We start from the raw sequence: 14,909 nt of genomic DNA, 5'->3' as shown, positions 1-14,909 counted from the left end.
ACATTATGCGGTATTAGCAGTCGTTTCCAACTGTTATCCCCCTCGCAAAGGCAAGTTCCCAAGCATTACTCACCCGTCCGCCACTCGTCAGCGATGTGCAAGCACATCCTGCTACCGTTCGACTTGCATGTGTTAGGCCTGCCGCCAGCGTTCAATCTGAGCCATGATCAAACTCTTCAATTAAATATATCGAAAAACTTTTATGAATCGTCGGTTGACACTCTTAACGAGTGCCCACACAGATTGTCTTGTTATACATTTTTAAAGAACAATGCTAAGTGCTTATTAAAAGCCTTGCTTAGCTGCTTCGAAGCTTTACCCCGAAGCGGGACGCGCATTCTACGCGCTTCGTTTTCAGTGTCAACATCTTTTTGAAAGTTTATTTCGCAAGTTGTTTTCGCTGAAAACCGTCATTTGAGGTTAAGATAACTTCCTATAACGACTTCTTCGCGGTCCGTTTGACGTTCCCCGTCGAAGTGGTGCGCATTCTACGCTCCAGAGGTTTTTCGTCAACCCCTTTCTGTCATAAAAATGAAAAAAGCGACCTGTTCGGTCGCTTTTTGTTCAATCATCATAATAAACTATCAAATTGTACTGTTTTCAGTGCTATTCGGGTTTCTTATTATTGTTGTTGTCGCTATTAACGCTTTCCTGCTCTGACGAGACTGATTCTTCATTAGTCGTAAAGTCGGCATCTTTCTCTTCATGGTCGCCTACTACATCATGAAGCGTCATCTTATCTACCGTTCTAAATGTATTGATCGGCCCTGCTAATGCGTACAAGGCAAACACCAGGAATAAAACAAGTGCAGGCTCGGTCGCCACAACGACAAAGATAAGCATAATAATAAGCAAGGCAACGAAAGGCACTTTTCCATTCCAATTCACTTCCTTAAATGAATTGTATTTAAAGTTACTTACCATGAGTAAACCTGCAGCTCCTGTTACCAAGGCAACGATAACGCCGTAATCATCGCCGTTGGCACCATATTCAACGCCTACCCACACTAAACCAGATACAACGGCAGCGGCAGCTGGACTCGCGAGCCCCTGAAAGAACCGTTTATCAGCAATACCGACCTGAGTATTAAATCTTGCTAAACGTAACGCTGCACCTGCTACATAGATGAAGGCAGCTAACCAGCCAAATTTACCTAATTCACTTAATCCCCAGTTATAAGCCACCAATGCAGGTGCTATACCGAAAGAAACCATATCAGCCATTGAGTCATACTCGGCGCCGAAGGCACTTTGTGTATTCGTCATTCTGGCAGCTCTACCGTCCAGGCCATCGAAAATCATAGCAACAAAAACTGCAACCGCTGCGGCTTCGAAACTACCGTTCATCGAAGCGACAATTGCATAAAAGCCTGAAAATAATCCGGCTGTGGTAAGAAGATTAGGCAATAGATAAATGCCCTTCCGTTTGGTATCTGTCATACACCCTCTTATGTTTAAAGCTGACTGGCACATTATTTCATACATCAATTGTGCACGCACGGCTCAAATTCAAAAGCACACCGAATAACTTAGTATGTGACTGCATACGTTAAAAAACGTTTTTTAATCTTACAATAAATAGCTGTATTTAATGGGAAAAATCTGATTTTAGCAGATCTTGCCAATGTCAGTATTTTTTACGTAGGCTATTTCAAACCTAAAAATTTGGCGTAAAAAACCTAATATATTCATAGCTTTAAAAGTTGGCATATTTAGTGCTGAGTTGTCTTTGAGGTATGAAATCGAGGTATAAAAGGGGTTTTTAAATGAAATTAAGTAAAATTGCGTCAGTGACGACACTCGTCCTTGCCGCTGCAGCTGCATCTGCTCCTGCCCATGCTACTTGGGGCGGTAAAGGCAGTAATTGGCACAGTGGTTGTGGCAGTGATGGTAATACCGGCTCAGGTTGTAATGCAGCTGATTATTTCGATGATGATCTGAAATATGAGTTGGTATCAGATGGTATTTCTGGAGCAGTAGTAGATGGCGTTACTATTAACGCATCAGCGTATTCAGATACAGCTGGCTTTGTTAGACAAGGCAACTACGGCGATTACAAAATGTATGGTGACGGCATCGTAGAAGCGGCTGATTTAGCACAATACGGTTCTGGCTACGGCGTTGTTAACGCCGATGAAAGTTACCATGAGTCGCCTGAACACTCTGCAGATAACGAATGGGAAGCGTACTGGGCTAGTAAAGACGGTAAGAAAATCGTTAATTACGAAACAGACTTTGATTACATCCTTATTTCTTTTGATGAAGAAGTAAATGTAACAGGTGCCACTTTTAGTTGGCTGTGGAAAGACACTGAAACTCAGGTATCTGTAGCGGCTCTTAGCGATACATCAATGCTGACGTCTGGTGCAAACACTTGGTCAGATATCGCTGGTAGCGCGATGTCTGTTGGCTCGTTCGATGTACTGAACTGTGACGACACTAACCTGGCCATGGTTGATATGGAAAGTGTTTATTCTCAATACTGGATTATAGGTGCGTATAACACTGTATTTGGTGATATCGGGCATACTATGTTCAACGACGGCTTCAAGTTAGCGTCTATTGGTTTCAATGCGAAAGGCGGAGACACTCCTCCAACTAACCCACCAACAGAAGTAACCGAACCTGGTACTTTTGCAATGTTATTCATGGGTGGCGCACTGGCCATGTGGCGTAGAAAGCGTAAAGCATAATCTCAGCGATTACGCTCTACAGGCTTAGTATTTGAAAGGTGGCGTATGCCACCTTTTTTAATTCACTCAAATTCAGGTGTGATATGAATAAACAACGGATTTTAACTTCATTAGTAAGAAACGCGCTCTTCGGTGCCATTGGTTTGGTAACGTTCACTTCTGCGTCGGCAACAACTTTTGAAGACTACGAGCAGGCTTTGGATGCTTATAACAACAAGCGCTACGAAGAATCCTTTGTTCATTTAAAAAATAGCCTGAAAAAAGACCCTGATAATCTGACAGCGAAAATCCTGATGGGTCGATTGCTACTGCAAAACGGCTATGTTCGAGCAGCCGAACTGGAATTTCAGGAAGCCATCGATATGGGGGCAGACCTCAACCTGGTTGCTGAGCCTCTCGGTACCGCCTGGTTATTCATGAACCGTTTCAACGACATTATTGAATTTCAAGACTACAAGCGTCTTGGTTCTAAGCAAAAATCTGCATGGCTACAGATACGGGCAACAGCCTGTACCAAACTAGATGATGACAAATGTGCAGGTCAAGCTTATCAAGATATGCTGGCAATGCCGTTTAATCACGAGAATGCCTTTACCGGCCTGGCCGCCATTGCCATGCGAGCCGACGATCTGAAAAAAGCTGAAGACTACTTAAACCAATCTAAGTCTATTAATGAAGACAACGCTATATTGTGGCGTCTGATGGGTCAGCTTACTTACCGGAAAGGTGATGTTGATGGCGCAATTACAGACTTTAAACATGCATTGGATATCAGCGCAGACGACCCCATTGCATTACGTAACCTGGTAAACATTTATATTGCACGTGACGACTTCGAAAGTGCGCGCAAATACGTTGATGAAATCATGTCACGTACGCCAGATGACCCACTTGCCATTCTCCTCAATAACTGGCTGATGACTCAGGAGCAAACGGTACGTTCTAGTAACACAGAAATGCAGAAGCTCAGCAATACCCTGTCAGAACTGTCTCCTGACGTGGTTGAGTCACAACCTCTACTGATTTATATCAGCGGCCTCACTGCCTACTTTAACGGCAATATTGAAAAAGCAGTGGGTGACTTTGAGCGCTATTTGAATAAAACGCCAGACGACTTACAGGCAATCAAACTGCTAGCGAAAGCCTATATCGCCACGCAGCGTCCTAAACTCGCATTGAGTTTACTTGAGAAGAAACAAACACTGCTAATGCAAGACCTTAACGCAGCACTCTTACTTGGTGACTTGCTCATCGATCAGAATAAGAGTTTTCGTGCTGACAGTTTAGTGCGTCTTCTTGAACAAGAATATCCCCGAACGCTGCAATTGGAGCTGTTCAAAATTAAGTTGATGACTGTGCGCGGGCAGCGTGAAGAAGCGTTGGCACTGCTTGAGAAAAACTATGAAAGCCAACAGCTAAACCCGACTTATCTGTTTACCTATACGTCCATGAAGATGCGTTATGGTTTTTATGATGACGCCCACAAGAGTGCAGACGCACTTATCGATATATTTCCAGACAAGGCAGATGTCTATAACCTAAAAGCCAGTCTGTTCATGCAGCAAGAAGAATACGATAAGGCCCGCGCACTGCTTAACAAAGCACTTGAGCTGAATAAAAGTAGCTTCTCTGCTCGCTTCAACCTTGCATCGGTAGACGCAAAGACAGGCCGTGTTGCTGAATCTCTCACTACTTTGGACGAACTGATCGCCCAAGTGCCTCGACATGTTCCTTCAAAATTGCTCAAAGCGCAGAACTTACTGCTCCTCGGCGATATGGAAAATGCGATCGCTATTTACAACGACGTATTAGCCCTTCACCCTCGTAATGAAGAGGCTCGGGTGAAACTGGTTCAAATTAGCGCTGGCAAAGGCAACATGAATGATGCGCTGTACCAACTTGAGAAACTGCTTAAGGAAGACTTTGATAACCCTGCCTATCTACTTCAGAAAGCTGACATTCTGACGGGCATGGGCCGCAACGATGACGCTGAGCAAGCTATTGTGCTAGCCCGCGACGGTATCCAGAACAGTGCGAAGTATCTTCAACGTTACGGCAATATTCTCATTAAGCTTGGTCGTCCAGGAGAGGCGCTAGAAAGCTTCCTGAAAGCGCGTGAAATTTCGCCTTACGACAATAGCCTGGCCCTGCATACTGCAAAGCTGCAAATAGCAATGGGTAAAGTGTCAGATGCCGCGGGTACTATTTCATCTAGAATCGACCAAAATCAGAATAATCCTGAATTCTGGTATGTCGCGGGTTTGTTAGCTGAAAGCCGCCAGAGTTTTGATAGAGCAGCGCAAGCATACGGCCGCTCACTGGACCTTGCACCGGTTTACGCGCAACCACTTATCGCCGCTTACAAAATGGCAGAGCGCAACGATTACCCTAAAGGTTTCGTGCCTATTGCCTCGAAGCTGATGAAAGAGCATCCACAATATTTGTTACCAGCAAACCTTCTCGCCCAGTACTTTTACAACGCGGGTGAGTTTGAGAAATCGGTACCGATTTACGCTCAGTTGGTCAAGTTACCTAATGTGCTTAATAAATCTAAGGTACTGAACCGCCTTGCTGAGATGACTGCCGAAACCAACACTCAGCAAGCAAGTATCTGGATTAAAGAGGCATTTGAATTAAACGCTGCCGACCCCGAGATTTTAGATACGTATGGTTGGGTACTCGCGCAAGAAGGAAAATACGCTGAAAGTCTGGAAATGCTTCGCCGCGCGTTTAGCCGTCATGCAACGAATCCGAAATTACGCTATCACCTTGGCTATACCCTTACGAAAATGGGTCGACAAGGGGAAGCTGCCGAACACCTTGAGTTAGCGGCGAATTCCGAATTCGATTTCAATGGTAAAACTGATGCCAAGAAGATGCTGGCGATAAACTAAAATACAACCGCTATGAATAAAAAGCCGTGGTACTTCTCAGTACCACGGCTTTTTTTTGTTTTATGCGACACGCTGACCACGTTTGAGCGAACCCAAATAGCCTGGTTAACTCAGCCTAAGAACACTTAGACGATAATTAACTCATCATCCCGCACCTCGATGCGAATAGTCGACTCAGGCATTAACACACCAGACAATAACTGTTGCGCTAAAGGGTTCTCGATTTGCGTCTGAATAGCGCGCTTGAGCGGGCGAGCGCCATATACCGGGTCGAAACCGGCATCCGCCAATTTGTCCATTGCGGCACCAGACAATTCCAGTTTGTAACCTTTTTCAATTAAGCGCTGACGTAAGGAGGCAAGCTGGATTTTGGCTATCGATTTAATCTGCTCTTTGCCCAGCGGATGGAACACGACGAGATCATCCACCCGGTTAATGAATTCCGGTCTGAAATGCTGACTCACTACGCCCATCACACGCTGCTTCATTTCGTCGTATTGACTGTCATCATGGGTATCCTGAATAACATCAGAACCTAAGTTCGACGTCATGATCACAACGGTGTTCTTAAAGTCGACCGTACGTCCCTGACCGTCGGTAAGGCGGCCATCATCCAGTACCTGAAGCAGAATGTTAAACACATCCGGATGGGCTTTTTCCACCTCATCCAGCAGGATCACAGAGTAAGGCTTACGTCTGACCGCTTCTGTCAGATAACCGCCTTCTTCATATCCCACATAACCCGGAGGCGCACCGACTAGTCGGGACACAGAGTGCTTCTCCATAAACTCCGACATATCAATGCGCACCAACGCTTCTTCAGTATCGAACAGGAAGCCGGCCAACGCTTTAGAAAGCTCTGTTTTACCGACCCCCGTCGGGCCGAGGAACAGGAACGAACCAATGGGTCGATTTGGATCGGCAAGACCGGCCCGAGACCGGCGGATCGCATTTGAAACGGCACTTACCGCCTCAGTCTGGCCCACAATGCGTGTATGGAGAACATCTTCCATACGCAGCAGTTTGTCACGCTCACCCTCAAGCATTTTGGCTACCGGAATACCGGTCCAACGTGAAAGCACATCGGCTATTTCCACATCGGTCACCTTATTCTTCAGCAACAGCGTTTCGCGCGTCTCATTCTCTGCCGCCTTTTCCAGCTTCATTTCAAGCTCGGGAATACGGCCATATTGCAATTCGGACATGCGGTTTAGATCAGAGGCACGACGGGCAATTTCCAAATCCAGTTTTGCCTGCTCTAGTTCAGTCTTGATAGACTGCGTGCCCTGCATGGCGTCTTTTTCTTCACGCCATATTTTATCCAGATCGCCAAATTTAGTTTCTGCCTGCTCACGTTCCAACTCGATCATTTCAAGTCGTTTATGACTGGCGTCGTCGGTTTCTTTTGCCAGCGCCTGCTCTTCCAACTTAAGCTGAATAATACGACGTTCCAATCTGTCCATTTCTTCAGGCTTAGAGTCGATTTGCAAACGTATGCTTGAAGCCGCTTCATCAATTAAATCAATAGCTTTGTCAGGCAACTGACGGTCACTAATGTAACGATGCGACAACGTAGCCGCCGCGACAATGGCCGGATCGGTAATATCTACCGAGTGATGGAGTTCATAGCGTTCTTTCAAACCACGCAGAATAGCAATGGTATCCTCAACGCTTGGCTCATCCACCAGCACCTTTTGGAAACGGCGCTCAAGAGCGGCATCCTTTTCAATATACTGGCGGTATTCATCCAGCGTAGTAGCGCCCACGCAGTGAAGTTCACCACGGGCCAGTGCGGGCTTGAGCATGTTACCCGCATCCATTGCGCCCTCGCCTTTACCGGCGCCGACCATGGTATGGAGCTCATCAATAAACAAAATGACACGGCCCTCTTCTTTGGCCAGTTCATTCAGAACTGCCTTCAACCGTTCTTCAAATTCACCACGGTACTTCGCGCCGGCCACCAGCGCGCCCATATCCAGCGACAGCACACGCTTGTCTTTCAGACCTTCGGGCACTTCACCGTTAATAATACGCTGTGCTAAGCCTTCAACAATGGCGGTTTTACCTACACCAGGCTCACCAATCAATACCGGGTTATTTTTGGTACGGCGCTGCAGCACCTGCACGGTGCGGCGAATTTCATCATCACGGCCAATTACCGGGTCGAGCTTGCCCTGCTCTGCCCGCTCTGTCAGATCGGTAGTGTATTTCTCCAGTGCCTGACGAACATCTTCGGCATTCGGATCTGTCACTTTCTGACCGCCACGCATTTTGTCGATGGCGCTTTCCAGCTGGTCGCGGGTGATGTTTAAACTTCGCAACAATTCGCCAAGCTTGCCTTTGTCGTCTAACGCTGCCAGTACAAAGATTTCTGACGTGATGTATTCATCTTTTCTCTGCTGCGCAATTTTGTCACACAGGTTTAGCAAAATGCCGCTTTCTTTGCTTAGCTGCACATCGCCGCCAATCCCTTCAACGCGGGGAAGACGCTCGATAGCTTCGGCCAAAGAAGAACGTAATGCATTCACATTAACGTGGGCCTGATCGAGAAGCGGGCGCACAGAGCCGCCCTGTTGATTCAGCATGGCTGTCATCAGGTGCACGGGCTCAATAAACTGATGATCGCGACCCAGTGCCAATGACTGTGCGTCGGATATCGCTAGTTGAAACTTACTGGTAAATCTATCTAATCGCATGAAAAGCCCCCTGCAAACGTAGTGCTATTTAAATAGGTATCGCACACATGCTATTCAAGTTCATTACGCAAAAAATTAGTGATGAACCTATCCACTCATTGATGTCAGTCAATCTTTTTAGTGGGTCATTTCGATCTTTCTTTCCACAATCGAAAAATTTACAAACGGCTCTCAAGTTTCGCGCACAGCGTTCAGGTTATGAACATGCCAGACAATCATATTGTTCACTATATGGACATTTTCGATACCTATTGCCCGAAAACAGCGGCTGGCACAGGTGATGCTGTTAATAAGATGTACATCGACACCGATGAATCATTCACTGGCTCTGTGAGCCTAAGCGAAAGAGGTTGTAATGACAGAATCATTCATTGCCAATGCGATTTGGCAGGAAAAACTCTTTACCGGCAAATGGGTATCTGGTTCGGCCAAGCCGGTTATTGTGACTGAACCTGCGTCTGGAAAAGAACTTGGACAAATCGCCATGGCGAGTCCAGAAGATGTGAGCCAAAGCTGTACTGCAGCGAAAAAAGCGTTCCCCGTCTGGTCTGCCACCCATTTTGAAGAGCGAGCTGCGGTACTGCGCAAAGCCGCTCAGGTGATGCAAGAGCACTTTAACGACATCACCGATGTGTTGATCCGCGAAAGCGGTTCGATTAGGGCAAAGGCCGAATTTGAAGTTTCACTCAGTATAAAAGTACTAAACGAAAGCGCAGCCTTGCCGTCAAAAAGCCAAGGAGAAGTATTACCTGCCGCGCCGGGTAAAATTAGTATTGCCCGTCGTAAACCTTTGGGTGTGGTAGGCGTTATCTCGCCATTTAACTTTCCACTGTATCTGGCCATTCGTGCGGTTGCTCCGGCGCTTGCAGTGGGCAATGCAGTTGTGCTCAAACCTGATCCCCGAACTGCCGTGTGTGGCGGCGTTACCATCGCTCGGGTGTTCGAATTAGCCGGATTACCTGAAGGAATACTGCATATGTTGCCGGGTGATGGCGCGGCCGGTGCCACATTAACCGAGCACCCGGATATAGCGATGATTCAGTTTACCGGCTCGACCAACGCGGGTAAAAAAGTAGGCGAAGCTGCCAGCCGCCATCTCAAAAAAGTGTCGCTGGAGCTGGGTGGAAAGAACTCTCTGATTATTCTAGACGATGCCGAAATCGATCTTGCTATCGCGAACGCGACCTGGGGCGCCTGGTTACATCAGGGGCAAATTTGTATGTCTACCGGCCGCATTCTTGTGCAGCGTAAAATCTATCAGGCGTTTATCAGTAAGCTGGCAGAAAAAGCCAAGCAACTGCCAGTGGGAGACCCTGCCACCGAGCAGGTCGCACTTGGCCCAATCATTAATGAGCAACAGCGCGATAACATTAGCCGAATTCTCAAAGCGGCAGTAGAAGGTGGCGCCAAAATAGAGGCTGGCGGCGATTATTCCGGTTTGTTTTACCAGCCGACAGTGCTCAGCGGTGTGACGCTGGAAAGTCCGGCATTTAATGAAGAAATTTTTGGTCCGGTTGCCGTTGTTATTCCGTTCGATACCGATGAGGAAGCAGCGCAACTGGCAAATCAAACCGAGTATGGCTTATCAGCGGGTATCATCGCGACCAACGTAGGGCGGGCGCTCGACTTAAGTCAGCAACTCAACACGGGTCTGCTTCATATCAATGATCAGACTGTCAATGACGAGGTGGTTAATCCATTTGGTGGAACCGGGGCATCCGGCAACGGCACCAGTGTGGGCGGCGCTGCTAATTGGGAAGAATTCACCCAATGGCAATGGCTGACTATCCAATCTGAAGCCCCTCGCTATCCATTATAAGGAACAAGATAATGTCTGAAATTACGCAAATTCGCGCGGCAGTGACTCGCGCCAAAGGCGCCCCTTTTGAATTAGAAGAGGCGCAAATCCGTGCACCGAAAGACGATGAAGTATTGGTTAAAATAGTGGCAACCGGTATGTGCCACACTGATATGATTGTGCGTGATCAATACTATCCCGTCCCTCTTCCTGCGGTTTTAGGCCACGAGGGTTCCGGGGTGATTACGGCGGTGGGCCCGCTGGTTAAAGACCTTCAGGTGGGCGACCACGTGGTACTCACTTTCGGTTACTGCACACATTGTAAACCCTGTAACCACGGTCATGCCACCTATTGCCAGGAATTCTATCCTCGCAACTTCAGTGGCGTAGGAACAGATGGCGAAACCGCTATTCAAGATGCCAATGGTAAGCCGCTGCACGATCATTTCTTTGCCCAGTCGTCCTTTGCTACCTATGCACTGAGTTTAGAAAGTAACGCCATCAAGGTCAGTAAAGATGCCAAGCTGGAGCTGCTAGGTCCCCTAGGTTGCGGTATTCAAACCGGTGCTGGTGCGGTAATTAATTCACTGAAAGTCACGCCGGGTAGCAGTTTTGTGTCTTATGGTTCAGGTGCAGTAGGCTTATCATCAGTGATGACGGCACGGGTTGCCGGCGCCACCACGATTATTGCAACCGATGTGGTGGAATCCCGCCTCGAACTGGCAAAGGAACTAGGTGCAACCCATGTTATTAACAGCAAAGACGAAGACGTGGTTGAACGGGTAAAAGAAATTACCGGTGGTGGCGCCGACTTTGCCCTTGAGTCAACCGGCCGCCCTGCGGTATTAAGACAAGGGATTGATGCACTTGGGCTGATGGGCACTATCGGTGTAGTCGGTGCGCCAGCATTAGGAACCGATGCTACCTTTGACGTAAATGATGTGCTGCTCGGCGGTAAATCGATTCGCGGTATCGTTGAAGGTGATTCCACCCCAAAAACCTTCATTCCACAACTTGTAGAATTGTTTAATCAAGGCCGCTTTCCCTTCGATAAATTAGTTAAATTCTACGAATTTGGCGATATCAATCAGGCTGCTGAAGATAGCGAAAAAGGCATAACCTTGAAGCCCATCATCAAAATTGGCGAACTGTAACCTTGCCGCCACAGGAAGGGGTGAAATCACTCCTTCCTGCTATCAATAGCCAACTGTCAATTTTACATTGTGATAACATCGGCACCAGATAAAGTGGTAGAGGTGTTGCCGTGTTCAATAATAATGATCAAGAACTTCTGATAAATCCCGATTTGCTGGATGATGCAAGGCGCCAGTTATTATTGGGGCACCCTCTTCCAGAGAATCTGTTACCGGATGCGGTAGCCCGTTCATGGCAGCGCTCCCGGGATGCGGGTTTACACCCTTGGGAAAGCCGGTTAGTAAACCGGGTAAATGACGACTACCCACTGTCAGAAACCGATGAACACTTAGCAGCCACCGCCCAACCGGAAATCGACCGTTTATGGGACGTGTTCGGTGGTGAAGATTGGTGTCTTTTCTGTGTAAATAGTGACGCGGTGATAGTGCGGAGCAAAACCAATGCCGAGACCCCGCCGCTTAACATGCTCAAGACAGGTGTACGTGTACAGGAAGCGGATATCGGTACCACGGCGCCAGCATGCACTTTGCGGGAAAAGAGGGCTTTTGTCTTCACCGGCCCACAGCATTATCTGAAGGAATTTGACCGTTTTTTCTGTGTATCGGTGCCGGTTTTCGGCCCTGACAATCAACTTGCCGGTGCCCTCGATATGACGGGGATCGGCGAGCGTAATACCCAGGTTGTGTTCGAACAGCTGCGCTTATCAGCAATGGCAATAGAAAACCAGTTATTTACCGATCACTATGCAGGCTGTGATATTTTCAGTATTCAGTCTTCTCCCACATTCTTGAACACACCTTTTCAAGGTTTAGTTGCTTTGTCAGCAGACGGCAATTTTGTGGCCGCCAGTCACTCTGCAAGACAATTGCTACAACTGCGCATTTCCTCTCGGTCATTACCGTTTAATCAGAGCAGCCTGAAAAACCTTGGTGCCAGAACCGAAAAGCGCGCTTTACCCGATGGCACCTACATCTATGTGCGCAATCTTGCTGCTGGTGTCACCACATTTAGACATGCCCAGCAACAAAGCTATGTGCCGGTAAGTGTGAGTACCGAACCAGCCATCGAAAAACAGTTCGGGATTGCGGTAAAAGCGTGCAAAGCCGATATTCCCATTATGATTACCGGCGAAACCGGTACGGGTAAAGAAGTCTTCGCCAAAGCACTACACGATACTATTGATGCTGACTCGCCCTTTATTGCAATTAACTGTTCAGCGATGCCCGAAAACTTAATTGAATCGGAATTGTTCGGTTACGAAGAAGGCAGTTTTACCGGCGCTAAAAAAGGAGGGGCGAGAGGAAAATTGGAAGACGCGGATGGTGGCACTCTACTTCTTGATGAAATCGGTGACATGCCACTTCGACTACAAACCCGCTTACTCCGGTTTTTACAAGAGCGACAAATCACCCGCATCGGCAGCTCAATGATTCGTCCGCTATCAATACGCATTATTTGCGCTACCCACAGAGATTTACCGGCCATGGTGGCAAAGCAGATGTTCCGCGAAGACTTGTATTATCGCCTGAAAGGTATGCAGGTAAAGTTGCCGCCACTGCATCTTCGTCAGGATTTACGCCGATTGATCACGACCATCGTGGCATCGTTCAACCACACTGAAATTACTGAAGATGCCATGCAGTGGCTGATCAATCAGCCCTGGCCGGGCAACATTAGACAATTGAGACAAACCATTCATCTAGCCACGGTAATTGCTGATGGTAAGAAAGCGCTAAGACCTGAGCATTTTGTCGAATTCGACGCCCAGCCTCAGGAAGTAGAGCCGCTAACGTTGGCTGATATTGAGAAAAATGCCATTGAGGCGGCGGTGCAGCGGCATCATGGTAATCTCACTGCGGCGGCGCGTGAACTGGGAATATCCCGCACAACCTTATATAAAAAGCGAGAAAATTAACTCGGTTCTATGGCTCTCATACCAATAACAGAGACCATTCTGCCAGTGGTTTGATGGTGTTGATGGGTTGCACGGCGGTGAGAAAAAAACCGTGTTTCGTCGCGATAAGTGCATAAACCTGAGTTCACTACATGCTCTACGCCACAAGCCGCTAATTGTTTCGCAGCTATGCCGGCCAAATCAAGTAAGGACTTTCCGTCGACGCCCGCAGGCTTAATTACACCGTCGTATTGGGCAAATCGACTTGCAAGGGAATCGGGCACTTCATAACACGCCTGACTGATAGCAGGACCAATCCAGGCGAGTAAATCCTGACTGCAGGCATGCAAGCGTTTAACGGTTTCAGCAATTATCTGACTGTCCAAACCTTGCCAGCCAGCATGAACCGCTGCGACTTCTGTTCCCGCTTTGTTAGTAAGCAAAACGGGAACACAATCAGCAGTCATGATTGCACAGGCAACATCTGGCGTTCGACTGAGTGACGCATCCGCCTCAGTGGCACCGGTCTCAAGTGCGAGGGATGTGGCATCCAATACTACAACCGTGTTGCCATGTACTTGATTGAGCCATACCAACCTATCAGATTCCGGCAAGCCCGCACGGTTAGCAAGCACGTGGCTGGCATTATCACCAACATGTAGGCCCACGTTGCATCCAGCGTAGACACCGGTGCTTTCCCCTCCCTGTCGGGTCGAGGTATAGGCAAAGACATTTGATGGCGCTGGCCAGTCTGGAACAATCAGCGATAACAATTAATAGTCGTCCATGCCTTTAATTTTGGTGTCTTCCCGTACAGTGGCAATCAGCTGAACCATGTCATCAGGAAGCGGCGCCTGCCAGGTCATCCATTCGTCGGTCTCAGGATGAAACAGCGATAACTGTGCTGCGTGAAGCGCCTGACGAGGGAAAGCGCGTAATACTTCAACGCACTCTTCTGTCGCGCCTTTTGGCAAACGTGTTCTGCCACCATACGCCGTATCGCCTACCAACGGATGCTTAAGGTGCGCCATGTGCACGCGGATCTGGTGCGTACGGCCGGTTTCCAGTTTCAGGCGTAGATGCGTGTGCGCGCGAAATTTTTCAATTACACGATAGTGGGTTACTGCCGGCTTACCGGTTTCACGAACGGCCATTAACGTTCGTTTCGTTGCATGTCTGCCAATAGGCTGATCAACAATACCACCCGCAACCATGGTGCCGTATGCCAACGCTTCATATTCCCGGCTCATCACCCGGTCTTGAAGTTGATTTACCAAATGCGTTTGCGCCGGTACTGTCTTCGCCACCACCATTAATCCGGTGGTATCTTTATCCAAACGATGCACGATGCCCGCACGGGGAACAACATCGATACCAGGCACATGCGCCAACAAGGCATTCAGCAAAGTACCATCCTGGTTGCCCGCACCAGGGTGAACCACCAGATCAGCGGGCTTATTAATGATTAAAATCGAATCATCTTCATAAACAATGTTTAAATCTATTTTCTGTGGCAGGCTGGCGGTCTGCACTTCCATTTCAGCTTTAACCTGAATAAATTCATCACCACACATTTTTTGACGTGGTGTGGTTAAAACGTCACCATCTACCGTGACATTGCCATCCAGAATCCAATTTTTTAGCTTTGACCGTGAATATTCAGGGAACAAATCAGCCAAAACCTGATCTAACCTCAGACCAAAATGACGTGATTCAGTGTTAGCCTCAAGTTTGACGGTATTATCAGACTGGGTCATATAACTCTTTCGCTGTTACAAA

At 47.8% G+C, this 14,909-nt stretch carries 9 protein-coding genes and 1 rRNA gene; 5 read left to right on the top strand and 5 right to left on the bottom strand.

From position 1 onward, the window contains the following. Together BFC18_RS16895 and pssA are read right to left on the bottom strand one after the other, a co-directional pair. Positions 1–183 (bottom strand): 16S ribosomal RNA (locus BFC18_RS16895); the annotation flags it as partial. Between the two features lie 423 nt (positions 184–606). Further along, positions 607–1,440, bottom strand: a complete 834-nt coding sequence (gene pssA, locus BFC18_RS16890; RefSeq protein ID WP_070126724.1) for a CDP-diacylglycerol--serine O-phosphatidyltransferase — start codon at positions 1,438–1,440, stop codon at positions 607–609. A 326-nt stretch (positions 1,441–1,766) separates the two neighbouring features. Between pssA and xdp1 the strand changes: the two genes are divergently transcribed. Both xdp1 and prsT read left to right on the top strand, forming a co-directional pair. Continuing rightward, positions 1,767–2,693 (top strand): exosortase-dependent surface protein XDP1, encoded by a 927-nt coding sequence (xdp1, locus tag BFC18_RS16885; RefSeq protein ID WP_070126723.1) that lies wholly within the window; start codon positions 1,767–1,769, stop codon positions 2,691–2,693. A gap of 83 nt (positions 2,694–2,776) precedes the next feature. Further along, positions 2,777–5,587, top strand: coding sequence for an XrtA/PEP-CTERM system TPR-repeat protein PrsT (prsT, locus tag BFC18_RS16880; protein WP_083273153.1), 2,811 nt, complete (start codon positions 2,777–2,779; stop codon positions 5,585–5,587). A gap of 125 nt (positions 5,588–5,712) precedes the next feature. On the opposite strand, the gene clpB is transcribed toward prsT, so the two are convergent. Continuing rightward, positions 5,713–8,283 (bottom strand): ATP-dependent chaperone ClpB, encoded by a 2,571-nt coding sequence (gene clpB, locus BFC18_RS16875; protein WP_070126722.1) that lies wholly within the window; start codon positions 8,281–8,283, stop codon positions 5,713–5,715. A gap of 355 nt (positions 8,284–8,638) precedes the next feature. Between clpB and BFC18_RS16870 the strand changes: the two genes are divergently transcribed. The 3 genes from BFC18_RS16870 to BFC18_RS16860 all read left to right on the top strand — a co-directional run bounded on the left by BFC18_RS16870 (position 8,639) and on the right by BFC18_RS16860 (position 13,151). Beyond that, positions 8,639–10,102, top strand: coding sequence for a benzaldehyde dehydrogenase (locus tag BFC18_RS16870; RefSeq protein WP_070126721.1), 1,464 nt, complete (start codon positions 8,639–8,641; stop codon positions 10,100–10,102). Positions 10,103–10,113: 11 nt separating this feature from the next. Then, the gene (locus BFC18_RS16865; protein WP_070126720.1) at positions 10,114–11,235 is read left to right on the top strand and encodes an NAD(P)-dependent alcohol dehydrogenase; all 1,122 of its coding nucleotides are present in this window, start codon (positions 10,114–10,116) and stop codon (positions 11,233–11,235) included. Positions 11,236–11,345: 110 nt separating this feature from the next. Beyond that, complete coding sequence (locus BFC18_RS16860) at positions 11,346–13,151, top strand: sigma-54-dependent Fis family transcriptional regulator (protein ID WP_083273152.1); 1,806 nt, start codon at positions 11,346–11,348, stop codon at positions 13,149–13,151. Here the strand turns inward: BFC18_RS16860 and pgeF are convergent. Both pgeF and rluD read right to left on the bottom strand, forming a co-directional pair. Next, complete coding sequence (gene pgeF / locus BFC18_RS16855; RefSeq protein ID WP_070126719.1) at positions 13,148–13,903, bottom strand: peptidoglycan editing factor PgeF; 756 nt, start codon at positions 13,901–13,903, stop codon at positions 13,148–13,150. The genes BFC18_RS16860 and pgeF overlap by 4 nt on opposite strands. Next, positions 13,904–14,887 (bottom strand): 23S rRNA pseudouridine(1911/1915/1917) synthase RluD, encoded by a 984-nt coding sequence (rluD, locus tag BFC18_RS16850; protein ID WP_070126718.1) that lies wholly within the window; start codon positions 14,885–14,887, stop codon positions 13,904–13,906. Between the last annotated feature and the right edge of the window lie 22 nt (positions 14,888–14,909).

Origin of the sequence: Alteromonas confluentis, assembly GCF_001757105.1 — a bacterium.
Classification (GTDB): Bacteria; Pseudomonadota; Gammaproteobacteria; order Enterobacterales; family Alteromonadaceae; genus Alteromonas; species Alteromonas confluentis.
The sequence above is the reverse complement of the archived record's forward strand: the minus strand, read 5'-3'. Positions and strand labels throughout refer to the sequence as shown.

Bases quoted from the DNA above. Each gene is read 5' to 3' on its own strand.
- pssA (WP_070126724.1), bottom strand. From the start codon at position 1,440: ATGACAGATACCAAACGGAAGGGCATTTATCTATTGCCTAATCTTCTT.
- BFC18_RS16865 (WP_070126720.1), top strand. From the start codon at position 10,114: ATGTCTGAAATTACGCAAATTCGCGCGGCAGTGACTCGCGCCAAAGGC.
- prsT (WP_083273153.1), top strand. From the start codon at position 2,777: ATGAATAAACAACGGATTTTAACTTCATTAGTAAGAAACGCGCTCTTC.
- BFC18_RS16870 (WP_070126721.1), top strand. From the start codon at position 8,639: ATGACAGAATCATTCATTGCCAATGCGATTTGGCAGGAAAAACTCTTT.
- xdp1 (WP_070126723.1), top strand. From the start codon at position 1,767: ATGAAATTAAGTAAAATTGCGTCAGTGACGACACTCGTCCTTGCCGCT.
- rluD (WP_070126718.1), bottom strand. From the start codon at position 14,887: ATGACCCAGTCTGATAATACCGTCAAACTTGAGGCTAACACTGAATCA.
- clpB (WP_070126722.1), bottom strand. From the start codon at position 8,283: ATGCGATTAGATAGATTTACCAGTAAGTTTCAACTAGCGATATCCGAC.